The organism is Bacteroides sp. GM023, from assembly GCF_014750685.1.
Classification (GTDB): Bacteria; Bacteroidota; Bacteroidia; order Bacteroidales; family Bacteroidaceae; genus Bacteroides.
In genome coordinates this window covers 762,607-787,067 of sequence record NZ_JAAXGE010000003.1, presented here as the reverse complement: position 1 = coordinate 787,067, position 24,461 = coordinate 762,607, and the positions used below count along the sequence as shown (strand labels likewise).

General features: G+C 41.0%; 20 protein-coding genes and 1 pseudogene. 17 read left to right on the top strand and 4 right to left on the bottom strand.

Translation table 11 applies throughout. The annotated features are described in order from the left end of the window. Position 1: 1 nt before the first annotated feature. Entirely contained in the window at positions 2 to 487 is a 486-nt protein-coding gene (locus HC965_RS09975; RefSeq protein ID WP_191031334.1) for a threonine/serine exporter family protein, read from the top strand. Between the two features lie 10 nt (positions 488 to 497). After that, complete coding sequence (locus tag HC965_RS09970; RefSeq protein WP_191031333.1) at positions 498 to 1,226, top strand: DUF6064 family protein; 729 nt, start codon at positions 498 to 500, stop codon at positions 1,224 to 1,226. A 79-nt stretch (positions 1,227 to 1,305) separates the two neighbouring features. Here the strand turns inward: HC965_RS09970 and HC965_RS09965 are convergent, their stop codons facing one another. Continuing rightward, a complete protein-coding gene (locus HC965_RS09965; RefSeq protein WP_191031332.1) occupies positions 1,306 to 2,115 on the bottom strand; it encodes an SDR family oxidoreductase in 810 nt (269 codons plus the stop codon). A gap of 37 nt (positions 2,116 to 2,152) precedes the next feature. Continuing rightward, positions 2,153 to 2,773 carry an HAD family phosphatase gene (locus HC965_RS09960; protein WP_191031331.1) on the bottom strand — a complete coding sequence of 207 codons (621 nt, stop codon included), beginning with the start codon at positions 2,771 to 2,773 and terminating at the stop codon, positions 2,153 to 2,155. Between the two features lie 249 nt (positions 2,774 to 3,022). Between HC965_RS09960 and HC965_RS09955 the strand changes: the two genes are divergently transcribed. The 3 genes from HC965_RS09955 to HC965_RS09945 all read left to right on the top strand — a co-directional run bounded on the left by HC965_RS09955 (position 3,023) and on the right by HC965_RS09945 (position 7,987). Continuing rightward, positions 3,023 to 4,126, top strand: a complete 1,104-nt coding sequence (locus HC965_RS09955) for a tetratricopeptide repeat protein (RefSeq protein WP_191031330.1) — start codon at positions 3,023 to 3,025, stop codon at positions 4,124 to 4,126. A gap of 447 nt (positions 4,127 to 4,573) precedes the next feature. Continuing rightward, positions 4,574 to 7,708, top strand: a complete 3,135-nt coding sequence (locus HC965_RS09950; RefSeq protein WP_191031329.1) for a DUF2723 domain-containing protein — start codon at positions 4,574 to 4,576, stop codon at positions 7,706 to 7,708. Between the two features lie 24 nt (positions 7,709 to 7,732). After that, positions 7,733 to 7,987, top strand: a complete 255-nt coding sequence (locus HC965_RS09945; protein WP_191031328.1) for a DUF3098 domain-containing protein — start codon at positions 7,733 to 7,735, stop codon at positions 7,985 to 7,987. A gap of 18 nt (positions 7,988 to 8,005) precedes the next feature. On the opposite strand, the gene HC965_RS09940 is transcribed toward HC965_RS09945, so the two are convergent. Continuing rightward, a complete protein-coding gene (locus HC965_RS09940; RefSeq protein WP_191031327.1) occupies positions 8,006 to 8,881 on the bottom strand; it encodes an arginase family protein in 876 nt (291 codons plus the stop codon). Between the two features lie 155 nt (positions 8,882 to 9,036). On the opposite strand from HC965_RS09940, the gene HC965_RS09935 reads away from it, so the two are divergent. Beyond that, the gene (locus HC965_RS09935; protein WP_191031326.1) at positions 9,037 to 9,588 is read left to right on the top strand and encodes an RNA polymerase sigma-70 factor; all 552 of its coding nucleotides are present in this window, start codon (positions 9,037 to 9,039) and stop codon (positions 9,586 to 9,588) included. Positions 9,589 to 9,639: 51 nt separating this feature from the next. On the opposite strand, the gene HC965_RS09930 is transcribed toward HC965_RS09935, so the two are convergent. Next, a complete protein-coding gene (locus HC965_RS09930) occupies positions 9,640 to 10,716 on the bottom strand; it encodes an alpha/beta hydrolase (protein WP_191031325.1) in 1,077 nt (358 codons plus the stop codon). 196 nt (positions 10,717 to 10,912) lie between these two features. On the opposite strand from HC965_RS09930, the gene HC965_RS09925 reads away from it, so the two are divergent. From HC965_RS09925 to HC965_RS09875, 11 genes and pseudogenes are all read left to right on the top strand, one after another. Next, entirely contained in the window at positions 10,913 to 11,887 is a 975-nt protein-coding gene (locus HC965_RS09925) for a FecR family protein (protein WP_191031324.1), read from the top strand. A gap of 122 nt (positions 11,888 to 12,009) precedes the next feature. After that, positions 12,010 to 14,634 (top strand): carboxypeptidase-like regulatory domain-containing protein, encoded by a 2,625-nt coding sequence (locus HC965_RS09920; RefSeq protein WP_191031323.1) that lies wholly within the window; start codon positions 12,010 to 12,012, stop codon positions 14,632 to 14,634. A 159-nt stretch (positions 14,635 to 14,793) separates the two neighbouring features. Continuing rightward, complete coding sequence (locus HC965_RS09915; RefSeq protein WP_191031322.1) at positions 14,794 to 15,642, top strand: AraC family transcriptional regulator; 849 nt, start codon at positions 14,794 to 14,796, stop codon at positions 15,640 to 15,642. Between the two features lie 139 nt (positions 15,643 to 15,781). Next, complete coding sequence (locus tag HC965_RS09910) at positions 15,782 to 16,930, top strand: MFS transporter (RefSeq protein ID WP_191031321.1); 1,149 nt, start codon at positions 15,782 to 15,784, stop codon at positions 16,928 to 16,930. A 110-nt stretch (positions 16,931 to 17,040) separates the two neighbouring features. Then, a pseudogene (locus HC965_RS09905) lies at positions 17,041 to 18,133 on the top strand (MBL fold metallo-hydrolase). A 111-nt stretch (positions 18,134 to 18,244) separates the two neighbouring features. Next, positions 18,245 to 18,421 (top strand): hypothetical protein, encoded by a 177-nt coding sequence (locus HC965_RS09900; RefSeq protein WP_191031320.1) that lies wholly within the window; start codon positions 18,245 to 18,247, stop codon positions 18,419 to 18,421. Beyond that, entirely contained in the window at positions 18,408 to 18,959 is a 552-nt protein-coding gene (locus tag HC965_RS09895; RefSeq protein WP_370539969.1) for a GNAT family N-acetyltransferase, read from the top strand. The genes HC965_RS09900 and HC965_RS09895 overlap by 14 nt, the downstream gene beginning before the upstream one ends. A 208-nt stretch (positions 18,960 to 19,167) precedes the next feature. Next, positions 19,168 to 20,676 carry a 4Fe-4S binding protein gene (locus tag HC965_RS09890; protein WP_191031414.1) on the top strand — a complete coding sequence of 503 codons (1,509 nt, stop codon included), beginning with the start codon at positions 19,168 to 19,170 and terminating at the stop codon, positions 20,674 to 20,676. Positions 20,677 to 20,698: 22 nt separating this feature from the next. Beyond that, entirely contained in the window at positions 20,699 to 22,102 is a 1,404-nt protein-coding gene (locus HC965_RS09885) for an aldo/keto reductase (RefSeq protein ID WP_191031319.1), read from the top strand. Continuing rightward, positions 22,102 to 22,521 (top strand): DUF1893 domain-containing protein, encoded by a 420-nt coding sequence (locus HC965_RS09880; protein WP_191031318.1) that lies wholly within the window; start codon positions 22,102 to 22,104, stop codon positions 22,519 to 22,521. Before HC965_RS09885 ends, HC965_RS09880 begins: the two co-directional genes overlap by 1 nt. Positions 22,522 to 22,553: 32 nt before the next feature. Beyond that, complete coding sequence (locus HC965_RS09875) at positions 22,554 to 24,449, top strand: TonB-dependent receptor (protein ID WP_223854799.1); 1,896 nt, start codon at positions 22,554 to 22,556, stop codon at positions 24,447 to 24,449. Positions 24,450 to 24,461 lie beyond the last annotated feature (12 nt).

Below are 24,461 nucleotides of genomic sequence, written 5' to 3'. Positions count from 1 at the left end.
TATGATAGCACTTGATATTCTTACTGATGGATTTTTTGCTGCAGTAGCAGGTATAGGATTTGGTGCGATTTCCGACCCGCCTTTGCGTGCATTCAAAATGATTGCCATATTGGCGGCACTGGGACACGCCTGCCGTTTTTGTCTGATGACTTATTTAGGCGTGGATATTGCTACGGCTTCCTTGTTTGCCGGATTGGTAATCGGTTTCGGTAGCTTATGGTTAGGGAAAAAGGTATATTGTCCGATGACGGTACTTTATATTCCGGCATTGCTTCCCATGATTCCGGGTAAGTTTGCGTACAACATGGTATTTTCACTCATCATGTGTTTGCAGAATGTGAATGACCCGGAAAAACTGGATAAGTTCATGTCCATGTTCTTTTCCAACACGATGATAGCAAGCACAGTTATTTTCATGCTGGCAGTAGGAGCTACATTCCCGATGTTCCTGTTCCCACACAGAGCTTTTTCGTTAACAAGACACTAAAATTACTTTTATGGAGATTTTTTGGAGAACAATTGCCTATTATAATTCGGCTACCTGGATTTTACAGATATTTATCATCCTGATTGGCATAGCTTTGACCGGATTGCTTATCAGTAAACCGCGTCCGTGGGTGAAGATGGCTATGAAGTTCTATATGATAGGACTTTATGCATGGATTTCTATCATTTACTATTATATCTATTGCGAAGAACGAAGCTATAATGGAGTGATGGCGATGTTTTGGGGAGTAATGGCTATCATTTGGATATGGGACGCGATTACGGGATACACTACCTTTGAACGTACCCATAAGTATGACATATTATCTTATATTCTGTTGGCAATGCCTTTCATATATCCTTTGGTATCCTTGGCACGCGGACTTTCTTTCCCGGAAATGACTTCTCCGGTAATGCCTTGCTCCGTGGTGGTGTTTACTATCGGATTATTGCTGCTGTTTGCCCACAAAGTAAATATGTTCCTGGTACTTTTCCTTTGCCATTGGTCATTGATAGGATTGTCCAAAACTTATTTCTTTCAGATTCCCGAAGATTTTCTACTGGCAAGTGCTACGATTCCCGGCCTGTATCTTTTCTTCAGAGAGTACTTCCTGAATAATCTGCATGCCGATACCAAGCCGAAAGCGAAATACATTAACTGGCTGTTGATTACCGTTTGTGTCGGACTGGCTATATTATTGACTACAACGATGTTTTTGGAATTGGTTCCAAAGAATTAATCCGGGCAGGTAGGTTTAACCATACAAAAAAGTCTTTCACAGCCGATAGCTGGAAAGACTTTTTTTTGTTTCCTATCATTTACTTAATTGCGTAAAATATCCGAAGGGCATATTGCATAACCGAATCGGGCAGCCATCTTTTGCTTTTTGCAAACAGGACTTGCACCAACGGACCTACTTTAGTTCGGAAAGGAGGATTTTTGCGGGCTACTATCTTACAGATTGCAGCAGCCAATTTCCGCGGATGGCATCCGTTACGTTCTTCCTTTTCTATAATCTCCAATGATTTCAAGAAACTTTCCCTGTAATCGGCATCCAGCCTTGTCTGCTCGGATATATTCCGGTTATCCGTGAATCCGGTGTTGAAATCTCCCGGTTCTACCAGGCATACTTTAATATGAAACGGATGCACTTCCAGTGCTAAAGTCTCACTATATCCTTCTACGGCAAACTTTGAAGCCGAATAAAATCCCTGATAGGGGATACCCATCACTCCGCCGATGGAACTGATATTGATAATCTTTCCCTTCCGTGCCTTGCGCATGGCAGGTAATACTTCCCTGCACATATTCACTACACCAAAGAAATTGGTATTCATCTGCTTGCTTACCTCATCTTCCGTGGCAAGTTCGAGCGCACCGCCGATGCCTATACCGGCATTATTAATCAATACATCAATCCGTCCCTGTTCCGATATAATCTGCTCCACAGCCTGGCGGATAGAAAGAGGACTGGTGACATCGACAACAAGCATTTTTACATTGTTCATATTTTCGGAAGGTTTCCGGCTTGTTCCGTAAACGATGTGTCCTTGTTCCGATAGCATTTGAGCTGTGAACTTTCCAAAACCGGAAGACGCTCCGGTGATAAGTATAATCTGTGACTGCATATTTTTCTATTTGCGAACGCGATAGTTCCGGCAATACTTACTTATTCAATATACTTGTCAGTTCTTCCCGCCAGTCCGTTCCATTCTCCGGTTGGAATGTTTCAAATCCAAGTGCCTTTCCTATTTCGATATTGGAAGCTCCATCGTCCACAAATAAAGTTTCGGAAGGGATGATATTACAATCCTTTATCATAAAATCGAAGATTTCCTGTGCGGGTTTTGTGTGACCTACCTGATAAGATAAGTACAGCTTGTCACAATAATCGTTCAATGGAAGTTTCCTTGAAGAAAAATCCGGGCTGCAAGCCCATGACATGACAAAAGGATTGGTGTTGCTCAAGAGATATACATGATAGTTTTTCCTTAATTCCTGTATATAGTCGAGTTTGTCTAAATTCACTTCATAGAAAAAGCCAAGCCATGCTTGCTTCGTTTCTTCCATAGTCAGTTCACGGCCGCATAAATCACCCAGTTGCTTGCGGAACTCATCTGCGCTGAGTTTGCCTTCCTCGAGTTCCTGAAAGATTCCGGTTTGGTGATATTTGTCAAGGCGGGTATCCGCATCTGCCAATCCTAGTTTGATAAACGCCTGCACCGCTTTGTCACGACTAATATCTACAATCACTCCCCCAAAATCAAATACAATGTTTTTAATCATGATATATAATTTATGTTTGCTACAAAGATACGGCTTATCTTCTTAATTCATTGTTCAGAATGGCTTGATATTTGTCAAAAAAGTATAGTGACGCTATCCCATTCTTATAGCGTCACTATGTAGTCAGGATAGCGTCACTATAAGAATGGGATGGCGTCACCATTTTTGTATGGCTAAGAGAAGTATAAATACTGATTATTTTTTATATTTGCAAATCCAATCATTGATAGGCAAAGTAAAAGTAGAGTTATGAATAATCTTCGAATTTTATTGTATATGGTTGTCCTTTCCCTGGCTGCATGTCATCCGGAAGGCACAAATGTGAAACAAGGATTAGACAAAGCCGCGCAATTAATGGAACAAGACCCGGATACGGCATCTATTATTCTTGAAAACATTCAGATGAACCAAATGAGCGAGGCCCAACTTGCAGAGTACAATTTGCTGTGCACGCAGGTCAATGAAGATAAGAATATTCCCCATTCTTCCGATGCGCAAATCAAGCAGGCGGCATCCTACTATGAGATGCATGGCAATGAGTATCAGAAATCAAAAGCATATTATTACCTCGCCTGTGTAGAAAGCGATTTGGAGCAGAGAGACAATGCTGAAATCCACTTTAAGGAAGCCATAAAACTCGCTGCACTAACAGAGGAATATGACTATATGGCAAAGATTTGCAAACGATGCAGTCTTTATTATCAGAAATACGGGAACTTTGACGAAGCACTGGAAATGGAGAGAAAGGCTTATGCCAGTCAATTGATGCTGAATGATAGCAAAAGTAATTCTTCTGTCATTCTATCTTCGACATTGAGTGTGTTCGGCATCATGTCTCTATTACTCGGATTGCTTTGGAGAAAGAATCAGTATGTACATTCCCAACTGAGCACCTTCAAAGAAGAAATGCAGAAGAAAAACGTCGAATCAGACAAACTGATGCTGCAATGTAATTATCTCGAGGAGAAATATCAATCTCTCCAACAAGATATTTACGAAACTTCTCCTGTCATTTCAAAAGTCCGCCAGTTTAAGGAACGGACGGCATTATCTTCCAAAATACCTTCTTTCTCCGAAAAGGACTGGAATGAATTGCTCCGACTTCAGGAAAATGTCTATGGACTCGTATCCAAATTAAAAGGAATGAGCCCTAAACTCACAGAAGAAGATTTAAGAGTATGCGCCTTTCTACGGGAAGGAGTTCAGCCGGCTTATTTTGCGGATTTAATGAAACTGACTACGGAAACACTAACCCGGCGAATCTCCCGAATAAAGACGGAGAAACTGATGCTTACCAACTCTAAAGAATCATTGGAAGATATTGTGAAGTCATTGGGAAGTTCTCCACTTTAATTGGAAAAATTGGCCTTCACTGACCTTTGATAGAAATAGCTATATATCTATTAATTAATCGCTTACAGTTTCCTATAATTTCCTGCAATGGAAACTGTAGTTTCTTACTAAGGAAACTGCAGTTTCTCTACGAGGACACTAGCGTTTCCCGGTGTGGAAACGGGCGTTTCTCTACGAGGAAACGGGAACAGCTTTTAGACCTTTCAAAAGTCAGTCCTAAGTATTAGAAAAGTTTGCCTTTCTCGTGCTTGGTTTCATACATATCGGTCCCAATTTTGAAGTCTACCACACACGTCTGATATGCCAGTCCGTTTTTGTCTGTCATTCTTGCTTAATATCTTTGAATATCAAAGTATTATAGAACGCCTATGTCCGTATCCGTCCGGTAAAAAAGGCTATTTTTAGTTGCGTGTTCCCTAACTTTGCAAACAAAAAAGTTACGGAACAATGAGCAACTTATTATTTAAAAGATGGAACGATTTTAGTGGTTGGATGGTCTTTCTTATAGCAGCATTTGTCTATGGAATGACTATTGAACCTACTGCCAGTTTTTGGGACTGTCCCGAATTTATTTCATGTGCCGAGAAATTACAGGTTGGTCATCCGCCCGGTGCACCTTTTTATATGCTTGTCGGAAATCTGTTTACCCAGTTTACTTCTGATGCAAAGTTTGTATCATATACAGTTAACTTTCTGAATGCATTGTTAAGTGCCGGTTGTATTTTATTTCTTTTTTGGAGCATTACCCGCTTAGTGAGATCTTTGATTACGAGTGACAAAGAGAAGTTGTCGGTTACAGACTTCATTATTATTTTAGGCTCCGGAGTTGTAGGTGCATTGGCTTATACCTTTAGCGATACCTTTTGGTTCAGTGCGGTAGAGGGGGAAGTATATGCTTTTTCATCTTTCCTCACAGCTTTGGTCTTTTGGATGATTCTTCGCTGGCAAGACGAAGCGGATTCCGTATCCGGTGACCGATGGATTATCCTGATAGCCTATATCATCGGACTGTCAATCGGAGTGCATTTGCTCAATCTCCTTTGTATTCCGGCAATTGTGTTGGTGTTCTATTACCGGAAATATCAGGTAATATCCCTTAAAGGAGTGATTGGCGCAATTATCCTGTCCGGTCTTCTTATTGTGCTGATTCTCTTTATCTACATTCCCGGTATGGCTGATATAGGAGGGTGGTTCGAATTATTCTTTGTCAATGTATTAGGTCTTCCTTTCCAGTCAGGATTGATTATTTTCCTGTTTTTGGTATTTGGTCTATTGGCAGGAGCTATTTACCGATTCAGAAAGCGCATGATACATACTGCTTTATGGTGTTTGCTTATGCTCACGGTAGGATATACCACTTATGCGGTGATATTAATCCGTGCCAACGCCAATACACCACTCAATGAAAATGCACCGGATAACATTTTCACGCTCAAAAGCTATTTGAATCGTGAACAGTACGAAAGTGCCCCTTTACTTTACGGAAGAACTTATGCTTCCGAACCGGAGTATATACCTGAAGGAGAATATTATAAGGTAAAAACAAAAAAAGGCAGTGCAGTATATCGTCCTGATAAGGAAGAAGGGAAATATAAAATTATCCGCTATAAAGAAGATGTGTGTTATGCTCAAAATATGTTGTTCTCCCGCATGTGGAATGACCGGCTGACTTCTTCTTACAAGGGATGGTCGGGAGGAACGGATGGTGCTCCCACACAAAAAGAGAACCTGACTTACTTCATTTCATATCAGCTCAATTATATGTACTGGCGTTACTTCCTGTGGAATTTTGTCGGACGGCAGAATGATATTCAAGGAAGCGGAGAACCGGAACACGGGAATTGGATTACGGGGATTTCATGGCTTGACAACCTGCGTTTGGGAAATCAGGAACTTTTGCCCGAGTCCTTGCGTCAGAATAAAGGTCACAATGTTTTTTATGGCTTACCTTTATTATTAGGACTAATTGGAATTTATTGGCAGTGGGCACGAGGGAAGAAAGGGAAGCAACAATTCAGTGTCGTATTTTTCCTGTTCTTCATGACGGGACTGGCCATTGTACTCTATCTGAATCAAGCCCCCGGGCAACCTCGTGAACGGGATTATGCATATGCAGGTTCATTCTATGCCTTTGCCATTTGGATAGGAATAGGCGCTGCGGGATTGTGTGACACGCTCCGCAAAAAGAAGGGAACAGTCGTTCAAATCAGCGTGTTAATGTTTCTTTGCCTGTTAATTCCGATACAGATGGCAAGCCAGACCTGGGATGACCACGACCGGAGTAACCGCTATACCTGTCGAGACTTTGGCGCCAACTATCTGATGACACTTCCCGATGCGGGAAATCCTATTATATTCTGCAATGGAGACAATGATACTTTCCCTTTGTGGTATAATCAGGACACGGAAGAAGTACGTAGGGATGCACGTATCTGCAACCTTAGTTATGCGCAGACTGATTGGTATATTTATCAGCAGCAATGCCCTCTATATGATGCCCCCGGCTTGCCGATAAGCTGGAATCAGAATCAATATCAGGAAGGCAAGAATGAATATGTGGCTGTACGTCCGGAACTGAAGAAACAGATAAAGGATTTATATCAGAAACATCCTGAAGAAGCCTGTGACAGCTTCGGAGATGATCCGTTTGAAGTGAAGAATATCCTGAAATACTGGGCATTTTCAGAAAAGAAGGAATTTCATGTGATTCCTACCGATACGATAAATATCCGCATAGATAAGGACGCTGTACTCCGTTCGGGCATCATGCTTCCCAAATCAATCCGTCATTTGAAAGGGGAAGAACTGAAAAATGCGATACCGGACAAGCTTTCTATTTCCCTAAAGGATATACGTATGTTGACTAAAGTAGACCTGCTCATCCTTGAAATACTGGCAAATTGTAATTGGGAACGTCCGCTGTATATGGCTATCTCCGTAGGCGAAGCTACTAAACTAAAGTTCGACAATTACTTTGTGCAGGAAGGACTGGCATTCCGTTTCACACCTTTCGACTATAAGAAATGGGGAGATGTGGAAGGAGAAAGTGGTTATGCGATAGATACGGAAAAGCTCTATGAGAACGTGATGAACAGATACAAATATGGCGGTTTGAATACTCCCGGCCTTTATTTGGATGAAACAACGCTGCGTATCTGCTATTCCCACCGACGACTTTTTGCGCAGCTTGCCAAAGAATTGGTAAAGCAAGGTGATAGCATCCGTGCAAAGAATGTGCTTGCGTATGCCGAACAGGCTATCCCGGCATATAATGTCCCCGAAGTCTATGAAAGTGGTTCGTATGAGATAGCCGTAGCTTATGCTTCGATAGGTGAAAAAGCGAAAGCAACTACTTTATTGAATCATTTGATAGCCGAATCGGAAGATTATATCAACTGGGCTTTCTCATTGGGAGACAATCGGATAGAGATGGTTCAGCGGGATTGTATGTATAAGTTTTGGCTATGGAATCAGTGCAATGAATTACTGAGGAATACAAATGAAGAACTTTACAAACAGAGTGACCAACGCTTTGAACAAAAATACGCTGTATTTACCCAACTAATGAAATCCCAAAACTAAAACCAAAAACTAAACTCAAAGAATATGAAGTCGAAAATAATGAAAGAAAAAGAACCGGGAACTGTCTTTGGCAAAAGAAATTATATCATTCTGATGGTCGGTTCCATATTAATTATTGCGGGTTATATAGTAATGAGCGGCGAGGGGAGTACCCTTGCCGCCTATAATCCCGATATATTCAGTAAGTCGCGTATAGGTGTAGCACCCATACTATGCTTACTGGGATACTTGCTGAATATATTCGGCATCCTTTATCGTCCTAATCAAAAGGAACTTTAATTTTTTAATAAACAAAACTTAATCCTTCATCAAAGGTAACTGATTGAGCATATTTCTAAGTTTGATTGCTATCCGTGGCATAGGTTCGGCGACGGTCAGCCCTACTAAATCATACTCGGATGAAATGTCATTAATGACACGGACTGCTTCTTTAATCTTCATGCCGTCGGGATCAACGCCCACGGCAGCGATGATTTCTGCCGGGTCCAACACATCCATATCAAAATGAATAACGACTTTTGATACGTCTGTGTTTTTCAGCCATTCCATGATTTTTGAGCTGTCATTGGCAACTTCTTGCGGCGACAATCCTTTTATACCCAATTCTTGTTGTCTTTCCTTCATGCCTTCATCCCAGGAGCGAAGTCCGACGAGTAATGCTTTGGAAGCATCCACCTTTCCGGGCAGTAATCCCATGATTTCTTCATCACCCATTCCCATACAGGCTGTGAGTGCCATGGCATGATAACCTTTGTAATCATCATATGGCAGATTTATATCGGGATGCGCATCTATCCAAATGATAGCGACATCGTCCGGATATTTACCAATCAAATATGTGAACGGAACTACACTCACAGAACATTCTCCTCCTAAAGTAACAATCCTGTCGGGATTATTCTCTTTCAGCAGTTCGAGTGCTGCTTTAGTTTGTTTCAATAGTACACCACGCGCACTTATACCTTTTTCTATGGCTCTGTCATTTATATCCAATGACACCGGGACTTCGACTGGCTTTTGATTCGTTTGCGGAGCCAGATAATTCAATAACTGCGCTCCCAGGTAATACCCTCTGGATGAATCTTCGGTCGGAATATCAGGCATCCAATGGTCTACAATTCCCCCTTGCCATTGAGGATAAATAAAACGGAGAGTTGAACTTTTCTTTTCCATATTCACATTATTAGTTGTTTCTCTTTTCACTATAAGACTCTTACAAAAATAGAATAAATACTTCTAATATCATTAATATTTCAAAAAAGAACATCTCTATAAAATAATTTATTACTTCTTTTGCTCTCACGAAAATGAAACTTGGAAGTAACGGTATGAGTGATGCTATTGATATAAAAACATTGAAAGCCTTTTTGGATGGAAATCATAAGGCTTTTGAAACTGTTTTTGTTGCGTACTATGATAAAACCAAAGTATTCATTGACGGATACATAAAATCAGAACCGGACGCTGAAGAACTGACAGAGGACTTATTTGTCAATCTTTGGATAAATCGACACTCTATTGATACGTCCAAGTCATTTAATTCTTATCTGCACACGATTGCAAGAAACGCAGCGATAAACTTCCTGCAACATAAATATGTGCATGATACTTATTTAATGAATAATCAGAATATTGAATACAGTTCTACTTCTGAAGAAGACCTTATCGCCAAGGAATTGGGAATATTGATAAACGAGCTTGTTGAAAAAATGCCCGAACAGCGGAAAATGATTTATACATTGAGCCGCAATGACGGACTGACTAATAGCGAGATTGCCGAACGCCTGAATACGACTAAAAGAAATGTCGAGAGCCAGCTAAGTCTTGCTCTGAAGGAAATACGGAAAGCTATTCCGTATTTCCTGATATCCATTTTATAGTGCGCGAGCAATTTATCTTTGGCAGACACGCTTTTCTATGATTATTAATCGTTATCTGAGATTGTCATGGAAAAACTTTTCCATCTTGTCGTAAGGTATTACACTAGCCTTATTGTCATATAAATCCACATGGCTGGCACCGGGAATGATAAGCAATTCTTTATTATCGCCTTTCAACTTCTTGAATGCATCTTCACTGAAATAGCGTGAATGTGCCTTTTCACCATGAATCATCAATACGGCACTGCGTATCTCGTTGCTATAAGAAAGCAAGGGCATATTGATGAATGGCAAAGAGGAAGTTTTGTTCCATCCTTCATTGGAATTAAGCGAACGTTTGTGATAGCCGCGCGGAGTTTTGTAATAGGCATGATAATCTACAACAAACTGCGGAGCATCGGCAGGCAAAGGGTCGACTACACCACCGCCCCGTTCATACATGCCATTTTGGGCATCGAGCGTGCGTTGGGCATTGAGTTGCCGGCGCAGTTCATAACGCTGGTCAGCATCCATTGCGTCAAAGTATCCGTTAGCATTTACACGGCTCATGTCATACATAGTAGAGGTAACGGTTGCCTTGATACGTGTATCAATAGCTGCTGCATTGAGAGCCATACCGCCCCATCCGCAAATACCTATAATACCAATGCGCTCCGGGTCTACGTCGTCACGTGTGGATAGAAAGTCCACAGCAGCAGAAAAATCCTCAGTATTGATGTCGGGCGAAGCTACATACCGGGGTTGACCGCCGCTCTCTCCCGTAAAGGAAGGGTCGAAAGCAATGGCGAGGAAACCACGTTCAGCCATCGTCTGCGCATATAGTCCTGACGACTGCTCCTTTACAGCTCCAAAGGGCCCGCTTACGGCAATGGCAGGCAACTTGCCCGTCGCATTTTTAGGAATATACATATCGGCAGCCAATGTGATGCCGTAGCGATTACAGAAAGTTACCTTGCTGTGCATTACTTTACCGCTTTGAGGGAATACCTTGTCCCATTCTTTCGTTAATTTCAATTTTTCCATTTTTCTTTCACTCCCTTTTCTATTATCAACTGCTTCCTTTTCAGATTGCGCCGTGACTGTTCCGGCAAGTAGCAGTGATAAGGTTATACATAGAATCTTTCTCATAATAATGTTTCAAATATTGTTTAATGCAAAAGTACGGCATTTCTAATTTCACCATGGTATACAAATTACTGATAATTAAACCCCAATTACAGATTATTCATTATTTCTCCATAAGTATCAGTTTTTAGTGAGAAATCTTCATTTTCTTACTGAGCTTTTTGCCATCAAACTGTATATATAGTAAAGCACAGTAAAAATGGAGAAAAACAATATAACAAAAATCATCAGAATGTTTCTTTCTGCACGCTTCCCTTCCGAGACGGAAGAGAAAGTTCAGAAGTGGATTTTAAAAGATAAAGATACGGAAGCAAAGAAAAAAGCATCCCTGGAGTATTGGAATGAACTGGAAACAGAAGCCGGGCCGGATACTTATGCCGCACTGGAACGGGTGAATCTAAGAACCGGACATAATAAAGAACATCTTGACAATATTGTAGCTTATCAGAAATTCAGCCGTGTGGCAGCTGTCCTCATACCTTTGTTTTTATTGACAGGGGGATTGTTTTATTATTTCTCGCCCAATAATGAGATGATAGAAATATCCGCTGCTTACGGAGAGCAAAAACATCTGATATTGCCGGATAGCTCCGAGATATGGCTCAATTCGGGAAGTATAATCAGGTATCCTGAAACGTTTGCAAAAGACAAGCGATTGGTAACTCTTAATGGAGAAGCATATTTCTCCGTCAAAAAGGAAACGGCAAAACCTTTTATCGTTGAGACCTCCCGGCTTTCTGTGAAAGTTCTTGGAACTAAATTCAATGTGAAAGCCTATCCTAATGATGAAAACATAACTGCCACCCTGACAAGCGGCAAAGTGGAAGTAAGCGTTCAATCCCAATCTCCCCAAATTCTCAAACCCAATGAGCGTCTTACATACGACAAGAATACATCGTCTGTCCATATATCGACCGTAAACACTGCTGATACGGATAGCTGGATAACCGGAAAACTAACTTTTACCAATGCCACTGCCGGAGAAATATTCCGAACCCTGGAACGCCGTTACAACATCACAATGGATAATATGACAAACATTCCTGCATCCAAACGCTATACGGTCAAATTCCTGAAAGATGAAAACCTGGATGAAATACTCAATATATTGAAAGATATAATCGGCTTCAACTACCGGCAGTATGAAAACAAAATAGTATTAACCCAACCATAAAAAAACAGCCTATGAACAAAAAGAACCGGGAAGCAGCTTGAGACCCTCTCCCCGGTTCTGAAATGTCTATCCTCATTAAACAAGTGACGTAAAATGAAGTATCAACATACAAATATAGAATAATGAATCGAATAAATACAAATAAACGGCTGGGTAAGCTAGCCATTTTTTTATTTTTTACTTTTCTCTTTCTTACGGCCATCGCGCAGAATAAGGAACAGAAAATCACCATACACAATAAAAGTATCTCATTAAAAGATGCTTTTGCACAAATAGAAATGCAGACCGAATATAGCATTGCTTATGAACAATCAAATTTGGATATAGAAAAGAAGCAATCCTTGTCTATTAAAAATACGACTATCGACAAAGCCCTGACTCAACTATTAAAAGGAACCGGATATGTATATAAAATAAAGGGATACCATATTATTATCTCCCTGCCGGACAACAAACCTAAACCCGTCAACGAAAATACACAAAAGCTAACTCAAACCATAAGGGGAATCGTTGTAGATTCCAAAACCAATACACCCATAGAATATGCTTCTGTCTGCATAGCAGGGGAGCCTTCATTGGGAAGTTCCACGGATGACCGGGGAAATTTCCGTATTCATAATGTCCCGATAGGGCGTTATAATATTCAGGCTTCTTTTATGGGATACCAAACAAGGATTATCAGCGAAGTGTCCGTGACCTCATCCAAAGAAGTATATGTGGAAATACCTGTTGACGAAAGTGTACAGGACTTGGCAGAAGTTCTTGTGAAGCCGGAAATTAAGAAAGACCGGACGGTGAATCCGATGGCAATCACCGGAGGGCGCATGATTAGTATAGAAGAAGCCTCCCGGTTTGCCAATGGTTTCGACGATCCTGCACGATTAAGTACTGCATTTGCGGGAGTAGCGGGTGATGTCGGTACAAATGCCGTTGCCATCAGAGGAAACTCCCCGCAGTTCACCCAATGGAGACTGGAAGGTGTTGAAATTCCTAATCCTACTCATTTTGCTGATATATCAGGATTAGGAGGTGGGTTTCTATCCGCATTAAGTACGCAGGTCATCGGTAATTCCGATTTTTATAATGGAGCTTTCCCGGCGGAATATAATAATGCTTTATCCGGTGTTTTCGATATGCATCTGCGCAATGGAAATAATCAAAAGTATGAGCACGCTTTTCAGGTTGGACTGATGGGAATAGATTTGGCTTCAGAAGGACCTATCAACAAAAAACGGGGAAGTTCCTATCTTATAAACTACCGATTTTCTACTACCTCATTGGCAACGGGTAATGACATCAATCTTAAATATCAGGATTTAGCCTTTAAACTTAACTTCCCTACGCGCAAAGCGGGAACTTTCTCGATTTGGGGACTGGGATTGATAGATAGGAATAAGTCTGAAAAACTGGATCGTTCTGAATGGGAAATAATGGGAGATCGCCAGTCGGGAGAGAACAAAATGGATAAATCGGCAGGAGGACTGACACATCAATATAGTATCAATGAGAATACGTATATCCGTTCATCTCTGTCTGCTACATATTCCAAAGACCATACGATGGTAGAACAACAAACTGATAACGATTTAATAGTCAAGGTAGGGGATATTCAAAACAGTAAATGGGATATTGTGTTTAATACCTTCTTAAATAAGAGATTCAGTTCAAGACATACCAACAGAACGGGTATCACGGTTACCGGGCTTAGATATGACCTCGATTATAAAGTTAGTCCTTACTTCGGGTTAGACAAACCAATGGAACAGATTTCCAAAGGCAGCGGAGAAAGCACTGTGTTTTCAGCTTACAGTAACTCCGTCATTAATTTGAGCAATCAATTGACAACTAGCCTGGGAGTTAACGCCCAATATTTTACTTTAAACGACAACTGGTCTGTAGAACCACGTGTAGCATTGAAATGGCGTCCCAATCCCAATCATTCCTTTGCCATAGCCTACGGCTTGCATAGTCGCCGGGAAAAGTTGGATTACTATTTTGTAGAGAAAGAGATAAATGGCAAGACAGCATCCAACAGATACCTGGATTTCTCCAAGGCACATCATTTCGGACTTACGTATGATTGGAATATTAATCAGAATCTGCATTTGAAGATAGAACCTTATTACCAATATCTGTACCATATACCGGTTGAGGATAATTCTTCCTTCTCAATCATTAACCATGAAGAGTTCTATTTGGAAAAGATTCTGACGAACAAAGGAACAGGCAGAAACTATGGTATAGATATTACATTGGAACAGTATATGAAAGATGGATTCTATTATATGATTACAGGTTCTTTGTTTAAATCAAAATATAAGGGTGGGGATGGTATATGGCGCAACACCCGGTTGGATAAGGGTTTTCTGTTGAATTTACTTGCCGGAAAGGAATGGATGGTTGGTAGACTGAAGCAGAATGTATTAAGTATTAATGGGCGTTTATTCTTTCAGGGAGGAGAGCGCTACACTCCCGTTGACGAAGAAAAATCGATGGAGGAACATGACATCGTATTCGATGAAAGCAGAGCATACAGTAAAAGATTCAATCCTGCTATAAACGGTGATGTTTCTGTCAGCTTCCGTATCAACAAGAAAAGGGTTTCCCATGAGTTCTCTTTGAAGATTCTGAATGTCGGTATGCGCACCGGAATACATTTCTATCAATATAATGAAAGAACAAATGTTATTGAAGAAAAAGAAGGAACAGGTCTGATTCCCAACATCAGCTACAAGATTTATTTCTAAACAACGCAAATATTCAAACAAGTACTAAAAGCAAGTTTACCTTTAACGTTTTAGAAAAGTCAGAATAACTTTTGAGAAAACTAAGTGATTGTAAAATTGCGTATTTTTGTATCGTGAATATCGATAGAATATAGGTAATGTGAAAATAGAATACAGATTATGGACACGAAATCAGGAATTGTTGTATATGATTACATGGACACGTTTTACTGTTGCATGGTAGAAAAGGATAGATGGTGTGAAGAGATGGTGACCGAACATATGTTGGTATATCTGTGTTCAGGAGAATTGGAACTGATAACACCGGAGAAGCAATATCATTTTAAAAAAGGAGATGCATTCTTTATCAAGCGTAACCATTTAGTGCATAAAATCAAACAGCCATCTGAAAACGGAGAACCATTTAAGGGACTGTTTCTTCAATTAAAGATGCCTTTCCTGAAGAAAATAGTAAGCGAATATCAAATCACTGTTTCTTTGAAAAACAATCCGGCCATTAGGGATGCCACTTATGTGATGTTGGAAAAACATCCATTCCTGAAAGGGCTGTTCTATTCCCTTGAACAGTATTTTGATGCACACCAATATCCTTCAAAAGAACTGATGGAAGCCAAACTGAAAGAAGCTGTGTTTATATTATTGCAATTGAAACCTGATTTAGGAGCTGTCCTGTTCAACTTTGCAGAACCTTGGAAAATTGATTTGGGAGATTTTATGAACAAGAGTTATAAATGTGATTTGTCGGTTGAAGAGTTTGCACATTATACAGGGCGCAGCCTTTCTTCTTTTAAAAAGGATTTTTCCCTGCTTTTCAATACTACGCCGAGCAGATGGATTGTCAAAAAGAGACTGGAAGAAGCAAAGTGTCTGATGGATAAACATGGTGAGAAACCTGCAGATGTATATTTGAAAGTCGGGTTTAAAAATCTTTCGCATTTTTCGACTGCCTTTAAAAAAGAGTTCGGCTTTCCGCCTTCAATGACGGCAACAGCAGCAAATGCTATATAATGCGGTAAGAAAGACGCTTCAGAAAAGCAGAATTGACGATATAGAAAACCAGGCTGGAAGATTTTGCCACTACTTTTGCATCATCAAAACGAATGAGTTTTGATGATGTTTTTTTATGTTTTTAATGATAGAACCATTTATGAAAAAAAGTCTTATTGCATTGGCTTTCGGGACATTTGGCCTGGGCATTGCAGAATTTGCAATGATGGGTATTTTGGGTAGTGTAGCCGAAAGTCTACAAATCACTATCACCCAAGCGGGGCACTTGATTTCTGTTTATGCTCTCGGTGTATGTATGGGTGCTCCTGCATTACTCTTGGTGCGTAAGTATCCTTTAAAGCGGATTTTACTATTATTGGCAGCAATTATTCTGACAGGCAATCTTTTTGCTGCTGTAGCTCCCGATTATCGAACATTGCTAATAGCCCGTATCATATCCGGTTTACCTCATGGAGCTTATTTCGGAGTCGCTTCAATTGTGGCACAACATCTTGTCAGACCGGGTAAAGGTGCGCAGGCAGTATCTATGATGATGGCAGGGATGACAGTATCAACAGTGTTGGGCGTCCCGCTAGGAACTGTTTTAAGTACAGGAATTTCTTGGCGACTGACTTTTCTGTTGGTAGCTCTTTGGGGCTTGGTTGCCCTTCTAGGAATCTGTTTTTGGATACCTCGCTTGGAAAGTCTGCCTGATTCGGGGATCAAAGGTCAATTCCGCTTTTTGAAATCACCTGCACCTTGGTTGATTATTGGCGGCACTCTGTTGGGTGAAGGAGGAGTGTACTGTTGGTACAGCTATATCGAACCGTTGTTGACTCAAGTGTCTGCCTTCCCTTCATCAAGCTTGACATGGCTGATGGTAATAGCAGGTTTAGGTATGATGGCAGGCAATATTCTGAGCGGACGTCTAGCTGATCGCTTTAAAGCAGGAATGGTGGCTGCCGTAGTACAGTCGTGTATGGTGGCTACTTTGTTGCTTATCTTTTTCTTTTCATCTGTTCCATGGCTTTCCGTAGTACTAATGGTAATAGGTACGGCAGGGTTGTTCGGCGTAGGCAGTCCGCTACAGTACTTGATAATCCGTTTTTCAAAGGGTGGAGAAATGCTGGGAGCAGCCAGCATACAGATTGCCTTTAATATAGGAAATGCTTTTGCCGCATGGTTGGGAGGCTTAGTGCTGTATGCAGGTTATGACTATCGTTATCCGGCATTGATAGGTATTCCGTTTGCGTTGACAGGGGCGGGGCTACTGTTCGTTTTGCACTATAAATATGAGTGCAAGTCATGATATGCTTTGTTTCTTCGGTAATTATGGTATAATAAACCGGAATATATATACTTAGCACCAACCTAAATTCCCGTATCTTTGTTGCATAAATAAATTTGGTTACTAATTATATGCGTATATTCAAGAAATCCCGGACACGTATGATTATAGGATGTGTATTAGTTATAATAGCGTTATTGGCAGTATCTGTCATAGTTTTTATTCATCAGCCCAGTTTTGGTCGGACACCTCGTGGCGAACGGTTGGAAAGAGTTCTAAAATCTCCCAATTACAGGAATGGAGCGTTTCAGAATCAGCATGAAACGATAATGATGACTTCGGATAGGGGACGTTTCGAAGGTATATGGGAATTTATTTTCAGAAAGATAGACGGGTTGCGTCCCGACCAACCTGTCAAAGCGATAAAGACTGATCTGCGGAAAATTGCTTCGAATGAAGAAGTATTAGTTTGGTTCGGACATTCTTCTTATCTCATTCAGACGGGCGGAAAGCGGGTATTGGTCGACCCGGTATTTTGCATGGCTTCTCCCGTCTCTTTCGTCAATAAACCATTCAAAGGAACAGATATTTATAAACCGGAAGATATGCCGGAAATTGATTATCTGATAATCAGCCACGACCATTGGGACCATTTATTTGGATTATAACACGGTCAAGAAACTAAAAGACAGGATTGGAACTGTTATTTGTCCGTTAGGTGTCGGCGAGCATTTCGAGTACTGGGGATTCGATAAGAAACGTATTGTCGAACTTGACTGGAACGAGGATGCAGACCTCGCTGACGGTTTTAAAACCTATTGTCTGCCTGCCCGTCATTTCTCCGGTCGCGGACTTTCCGCTAATCAGTCGCTTTGGGCTTCTTTCTTATTAGAGACTCCTTCACGGAATATATATATAGGTGGAGACGGCGGATATGACACTCATTTCGCAGAAATTGGAGAACGCTTCCCGAATATTGACTTGGCTATCCTCGAAAACGGACAGTATAACGAAGAATGGAAATATATTCATCTGATGCCGCAATATATGACACAAGCAGCAAAGGATTTGAGAGCTAAAAAGATCCTGACCGTACATCATTCTAAGTATGCATTGGCAAAGCATCGTTGGGATGAACCCTTACAGAATGAAGAAAATATGAAAAAGAAAGATTCTTTGGATATACTGATACCTGAGATTGGAGAAATAGTTGAATTAAAATAGATAGATGATTCAATAGTACGCAATTTTAGTTAGCTGAAAAAATGTTTAATTTCGACTGTTTATCAGAATATTGTCGTACCTTTGTCTGAAATAAGAGAAAGGAGTAATAGTATGGCAAGACCTATAAAAGAAACCCCTATACTTTTTGGTGAAGATGCTCGAAGATTTGAAGCAAGAATGAAAGAGCCACCTCAAGTAAACAGGGAAAAGCAAAAAGAAATGAAGCGGGATTATGACTATATAATGAGTATTTTTGAAGATAATAACATAAATAGTGAAAAAAAATAATCCTGATTACAAAGTACGTCGTTTAGGAATAAATGAAAGAATTGAATCGTTCGATTGCGGAGACGCAGATTTGAACGATTTTATTTTAAATGAATCATTCTTATATAGAGACGAATTGTTAGCTGTCAGTTATATCATGGAGAACGAATCAGGCAAAGTTATTGCATATTTTAGTTTAGCTAATGATAAAGTGTCTCTATCGGAGTTTGATAATAAGACGGAATTTAATCGCTTCCGTAAGCACCGTTTCATTAATGAAAAGAGATTGAAAAGCTATCCTGCTGTGAAAATTTGTCGCTTTGGCGTAGATGTATCTGTTCGTAATTTACATTTGGGAACCCAACTGATAAATTTTATTAAGTGGTATTTTATTACGAATAACAAAACCGGATGCCGGTTTATCACGGTTGATGCTTATATCAATGCAATTCCGTTTTATTTAAAAAATGAATTTCAGCCATTAACCGAAAGTGATAAAGATGATTTTCACACACGACAACTATATTATGACTTAAAAACGAACTTTAGTCAGGAATAAAAAAGGTATCATTTGTTTTACTCAATATATTCGAAATGAGATGGTCTGTCAATATATCCAAATGATATATTGACAGACTATTTTGTGTTAAAAGATAATGAATCTGTAATTTTGGTATAACTTTCGGTAATATATATACTCTTTAAACAAATCTATCTGTCTAAATTTGCATCGATAAATTAGAGTATATTTGAAAATTAATAAATTTATGCTGCGTACTATCAGACTTACAGCCGCCATCGTGTGCTTCACGCTTATTACCCTGTTGTTTCTTGACTTCACAGGGACATTGCACACTTGGTTTGGATGGTTGGCGAAAATTCAATTTCTGCCGGCTTTATTAGCCTTGAATATAGGTGTCGTATTGTTTCTTGTTGTGCTTACCTTCCTTTTCGGGCGTGTGTATTGCTCGATTATTTGTCCGTTGGGGGTATTCCAGGATATTATCTCCTGGGTATCAGGCAAGCAAAAGAAGAACCGCTTTCGCTATTCACCTGCAATGAAATGGTTGCGATATGGTGTTTTAGGAGTATTTATTATTATGATGGCTGCAGGGCTGAATTCTTTGGCTATTCTGATAGCACCTTATAGTGCGTACGGCCGGATAGCTTCCAGTCTCTTTTCACCGGTATGGCAATGGGGAAATAACCTGTTGGCATATTTTGCCGAACGAATGGACAGTTATGCCTTTTATGAAGTGGATGTTTGGATGAAAAGCCTTTCAACGCTTCTTTTCGCTGTAGTTACCTTTATAGTTCTCGGCGTCTTGGCATGGCGCAACGGGCGTACATATTGCAATACAATATGCCCTGTGGGTACTGTATTGGGATTCATTTCCAAGTATGCGATATTCAAACCCGTGATTGATACTTCCAAATGTAATGGCTGTGGCTTATGTGCGCGTAACTGCAAAGCATCATGTATTAATTCCAAAAACCATGAGATTGATTACAGCCGGTGTGTAGCTTGTATGGATTGCCTGGATAAGTGCAAACGTGGAGCTATCAAGTACACGAGACGGACTGCCACAAAAGATGCGTCTGCGGTAGAAACAGTCAAAGTGCACTCTGTTACTGCGGAACAGGTAGACAATGCCCGCCGTAGTTTTCTTTCAGCATCGGCAATCTTTGCTACGACTTCCGTATTGAAAGCCCAGGAAAAGAAAGTGGATGGAGGATTGGCTGCTATTGAAGACAAGAAGATTCCCAGTCGGGAGAATCCTATTTATCCGCCGGGGTCATTAAGTGCCCGTAATTTTGCGCAGCATTGCACTGCTTGCCAGTTGTGCGTCTCCGTATGCCCCAACCAAGTGTTGCGCCCTTCTGATAATCTGATGACTCTGATGCAACCCGAAATGTCATATGAGCGCGGATATTGTCGTCCTGAATGTGCGAAATGTGCGGAAGTATGCCCGACAGATGCTATTCACTTGACCAGCTTGGCTGAAAAATCAGCTATTCAAATCGGTCACGCTGTATGGATAAAGGAGAATTGTGTGCCATTGACCGATGGAATGGAGTGTGGCAACTGTGCCCGCCATTGTCCTACTGGAGCTATTCAGATGGTGGCATCCGATTCTGAAAAGTCGGATTCTCCAAAGATTCCGGTAGTGAACGTAGAGAAGTGTATCGGCTGCGGAGCTTGTGAGAATCTTTGTCCTTCTCGTCCGTTCAGTGCCATCTACGTGACCGGACATCAAATGCACAGAATTATTTGATTTAATAAATCAGTATAAGATTATGGAAGAAAAAAAGAAAAAAGATATAAACAGAAGAGATTTCATTAAGATTGTAGGTATCAGTGCTGCCACGTCGACAGGCTTACTATACGGATGTTCTTCAAAAAACAACTCCGCTTCGGGCAGTGCCACGGGAGAAGGGGAGATACCGACTGATAAAATGACTTACCGGACATCTCCAACTACCGGTGATCGTGTTTCACTTTTGGGATATGGTTGTATGCGCTGGCCGCTCAAACCAGCTCCCGACGGTAACGGTGAAGTGATAGACCAAGAGGCTGTCAACGGATTGATAGATTATGCCATTGCCCATGGAGTGAACTATTTCGATACGTCTCCGGCTTATGTACAGGGCTTCTCCGAACGGTCAACAGGAATTGCGTTAAGCCGCCATCCCCGGGATAAATTCTTTATCGCTACCAAATTATCCAATTTTTCACCGGATACATGGTCACGGGAAGCATCACTCAAAATGTATCATAAATCATTTACTGACCTTCAGGTTGATTACATCGACTATATGCTGCTTCATGGCATTGGTATGGGTGGAATGGATGCTCTTAAAGGGCGGTATTTGGATAACGGTATGCTTGACTTCCTCATAAAAGAACGCGAAGCGGGACGTATTCGTAATCTTGGATTCTCTTATCATGGAGATATAGAGGTATATGATTATCTGCTGTCACGGCATGATGAAATTAAATGGGACTTTGTGCAGATACAGCTCAACTACGTGGACTGGAAACATGCGAAAGAAACGAATACACGAAATACGGACGCCGAATATCTGTATGGTGAATTGAACAAGAGAGGAATCCCGTCTATTATTATGGAACCGCTTTTGGGTGGACGTCTGTCTAAGTTGAATGATAACCTGGTGGCACGTCTCAAACAACGCCGTCCCGAAAACAGTGTTGCTTCCTGGGCTTTCCGCTTTGCGGGTTCTTTCCCGGATATACTGACAGTATTAAGTGGCATGACTTATATGGAGCATCTGCAAGATAATCTCCGCACTTATTCTCCGTTGGAACCACTGACGGATGAAGAAAAGGATTTTCTTGAAGAGACGGCACAGTTAATGCTGAAATATCCTACTATTCCCTGCAATGACTGTAAGTATTGTATGCCTTGTCCGTATGGACTGGATATTCCGGCTGTTCTTCTGCATTACAATCGTTGTGTCAATGAAGGTAATGTGCCCAAGAACGGACAGGATGAAAATTATGCAAAAGCCCGTCGTGCATTTCTTATTGGGTATGACCGTAGCGTACCGAAACTTCGTCAGGCAAGCCACTGTATCGGATGCAACCAGTGTGTGGCGCATTGCCCGCAGAATATTGATATACCGAAAGAACTGCATCGGATTGACCAATTTGTAGAACAATTGAAACAAGGTACTTTATAATGAAAGAGTTAATTAATATTTTGCATATAGGAGGATATTCCTGTGTGATTGCCAATAAAGGTAAAGTACGTACTTTTACCCAACGTGGGGTAGCCGATTTATACGATTTGCTGACTCAGGAGCCGGAGTTTCTTCAAGGGGCTTTGATTGCTGATAAAGTAGTTGGAAAAGGGGCTGCTGCCTTGATGATTTTAGGTGGTATAAAAGAACTGTACACAGACGTTATCAGTTCGAAAGCTATGGACTTGTTTCGGACATCGGATGTGAAAGTCGATTTTGTAGAGGAAGTACCTTTTATATGGAATCGCGACCACACGGGATGGTGCCCTGTGGAAACGATGTGTAGCGAAGAAGAATCGGCTGAAGATATTTTGCCACTGATTCGTGATTTTCTTGAAAGAATCAGAAGCAAGAAATGAAAAAGAAAGGAATTAGAAACACGAAATAAAGTATGAGTACAAGAAAGAATGTAACTTGTCTGTTTCTGTTTGCCGGCCTGCTTTCCGTTTCGGGAGTGGCGCAGACAAAGAGAGACAGCGCGCACGTCCGAAAGAATTATGTTATCGACGAGGTGGTAGTCACAGGAACACGGAATGAAACGGATGTACGCCATCTTCCGATGACTATCTCCGTCGTAGGAAGACAACAGATTGAGAAAAGATATGAGCCTTCTCTTTTACCGTTGCTGACGGAACAAGTTCCGGGATTGTTTACTACCAGCCGTGGTATGATGGGATATGGGGTGTCAAACGGAGCTGCGGGCGGTATGAGCCTGCGTGGTATCGGTGGCAGCCCTACGACAGGATTATTGGTTTTAATTGACGGTCATCCTCAATATATGGGGTTAATGGGACATCCGATAGCGGATGCTTATCAGTCTATGATGGCTGAAAAAGTGGAGGTTTTGCGTGGCCCGGCATCTGTTCTTTATGGTTCGAATGCTATGGGTGGAGTTATCAATATTGTCACCCGGAAGCAACAGGAAGAAGGAGTAAATACCAATATGCAAGTCGGATATGGTTCATACAATACATTGCAGACTGAATTTTCCAATCGTGTTAAGAAAGGGCGTTTCAGCAGTATTGTAACTGGTTCTTACAACCGGACAGACGGGCATCGACCGGATATGGAATTCGAACAATATGGCGGATATGCAAAGTTGGGATACGATATAAGCTCTTTTTGGAAACTGTGGGGAGATGTCAACGTTACCCATTTCAATGCTTCTAATCCGGGAACGGTTCAGACTCCGCTTATCGACAATGATTCACGCATCACTCGTGGAATGACTTCATTTGCATTGGAGAACCATTATGGCAATACATCGGGTGCATTGAGCTTTTTCTATAACTGGGGAAGGCATAAGATAAACGACGGTTATCAGCCGGGAAAGGAACCGCAGACGGCGCATTTTAATTCTAAAGACAAAATGCTGGGTGTATCGTGGTATCAGAGCGCTACTTTCTTTACCAGCAATCGTATTACAGTAGGGTTTGATTATCAGCATTTCGGCGGTGAATCCTGGAATAAGGTGGTAGCTACGGGTGAACGTAAACCGGGAGTTGACAAGCAACTGGATGAATTTGCAGGATATGTTGATTTCCGTCAGGATATAAATAACTGGTTCTCATTGGATGCGGGTATCCGTGTAGATTATCATTCTCATGTAGGCACAGAATGGATTCCACAAGGAGGATTAGCCTTTCATTTGCCGAAAAGTGCGGAACTTAAAGCAATGGTCAGCAAAGGGTACCGCAATCCGACGATTCGTGAAATGTATATGTTTGCTCCCGCCAATCCTGAACTGAAACCGGAAAAACTGATGAGCTATGAACTTTCGTATTCACAGCGTTTATTAGGGGATGCATTGTCTTATGGAGTGAATCTTTATTATATCAATGGTGATAACGTAATCATGTCAAACGGACTGGTTCCGCCACTAAATATCAATTCCGGGGAAATTGAGAATTGGGGTATTGAAACCAATATCAATTACCATATTAACTCGCATTGGAATGTCAATGCCAATTATAGCTGGTTGCATATGGAGAATCCGGTTCTTGCCGCTCCTGAACATAAACTGTATGCAGGAGTCGATTATTCTTCGGGACGTTGGAGCGTATCAACAGGACTGCAATATGTGAAAGGGCTCTATACCTCTGTTATTAAAAGAAACGAACAACAAGAAAACTTTGTTTTATGGAACCTTCGGGGGAATTATCGTCTCTGCCGTTTCGCCAATCTCTTTGTGAAAGGAGAGAACCTGCTGGCACAACGTTATGAAATAAATGCAGGTTATCCCATGCCGAAAGCTACATGTATGGGTGGTATTAATTTGAACTTTTAAATAATAAAATGA

Coding starts and splice junctions, on each gene's coding strand:
- HC965_RS09975 (WP_191031334.1), top strand. CDS start 2: ATGATAGCACTTGATATTCTTACTGATGGATTTTTTGCTGCAGTAGCA.
- HC965_RS09970 (WP_191031333.1), top strand. CDS start 498: ATGGAGATTTTTTGGAGAACAATTGCCTATTATAATTCGGCTACCTGG.
- HC965_RS09965 (WP_191031332.1), bottom strand. CDS start 2,115: ATGCAGTCACAGATTATACTTATCACCGGAGCGTCTTCCGGTTTTGGA.
- HC965_RS09960 (WP_191031331.1), bottom strand. CDS start 2,773: ATGATTAAAAACATTGTATTTGATTTTGGGGGAGTGATTGTAGATATT.
- HC965_RS09955 (WP_191031330.1), top strand. CDS start 3,023: ATGAATAATCTTCGAATTTTATTGTATATGGTTGTCCTTTCCCTGGCT.
- HC965_RS09950 (WP_191031329.1), top strand. CDS start 4,574: ATGAGCAACTTATTATTTAAAAGATGGAACGATTTTAGTGGTTGGATG.
- HC965_RS09945 (WP_191031328.1), top strand. CDS start 7,733: ATGAAGTCGAAAATAATGAAAGAAAAAGAACCGGGAACTGTCTTTGGC.
- HC965_RS09940 (WP_191031327.1), bottom strand. CDS start 8,881: ATGGAAAAGAAAAGTTCAACTCTCCGTTTTATTTATCCTCAATGGCAA.
- HC965_RS09935 (WP_191031326.1), top strand. CDS start 9,037: ATGAGTGATGCTATTGATATAAAAACATTGAAAGCCTTTTTGGATGGA.
- HC965_RS09930 (WP_191031325.1), bottom strand. CDS start 10,716: ATGAGAAAGATTCTATGTATAACCTTATCACTGCTACTTGCCGGAACA.
- HC965_RS09925 (WP_191031324.1), top strand. CDS start 10,913: ATGGAGAAAAACAATATAACAAAAATCATCAGAATGTTTCTTTCTGCA.
- HC965_RS09920 (WP_191031323.1), top strand. CDS start 12,010: ATGAATCGAATAAATACAAATAAACGGCTGGGTAAGCTAGCCATTTTT.
- HC965_RS09915 (WP_191031322.1), top strand. CDS start 14,794: ATGGACACGAAATCAGGAATTGTTGTATATGATTACATGGACACGTTT.
- HC965_RS09910 (WP_191031321.1), top strand. CDS start 15,782: ATGAAAAAAAGTCTTATTGCATTGGCTTTCGGGACATTTGGCCTGGGC.
- HC965_RS09900 (WP_191031320.1), top strand. CDS start 18,245: ATGGCAAGACCTATAAAAGAAACCCCTATACTTTTTGGTGAAGATGCT.
- HC965_RS09890 (WP_191031414.1), top strand. CDS start 19,168: ATGCTGCGTACTATCAGACTTACAGCCGCCATCGTGTGCTTCACGCTT.
- HC965_RS09885 (WP_191031319.1), top strand. CDS start 20,699: ATGGAAGAAAAAAAGAAAAAAGATATAAACAGAAGAGATTTCATTAAG.
- HC965_RS09880 (WP_191031318.1), top strand. CDS start 22,102: ATGAAAGAGTTAATTAATATTTTGCATATAGGAGGATATTCCTGTGTG.
- HC965_RS09875 (WP_223854799.1), top strand. CDS start 22,554: ATGAGTACAAGAAAGAATGTAACTTGTCTGTTTCTGTTTGCCGGCCTG.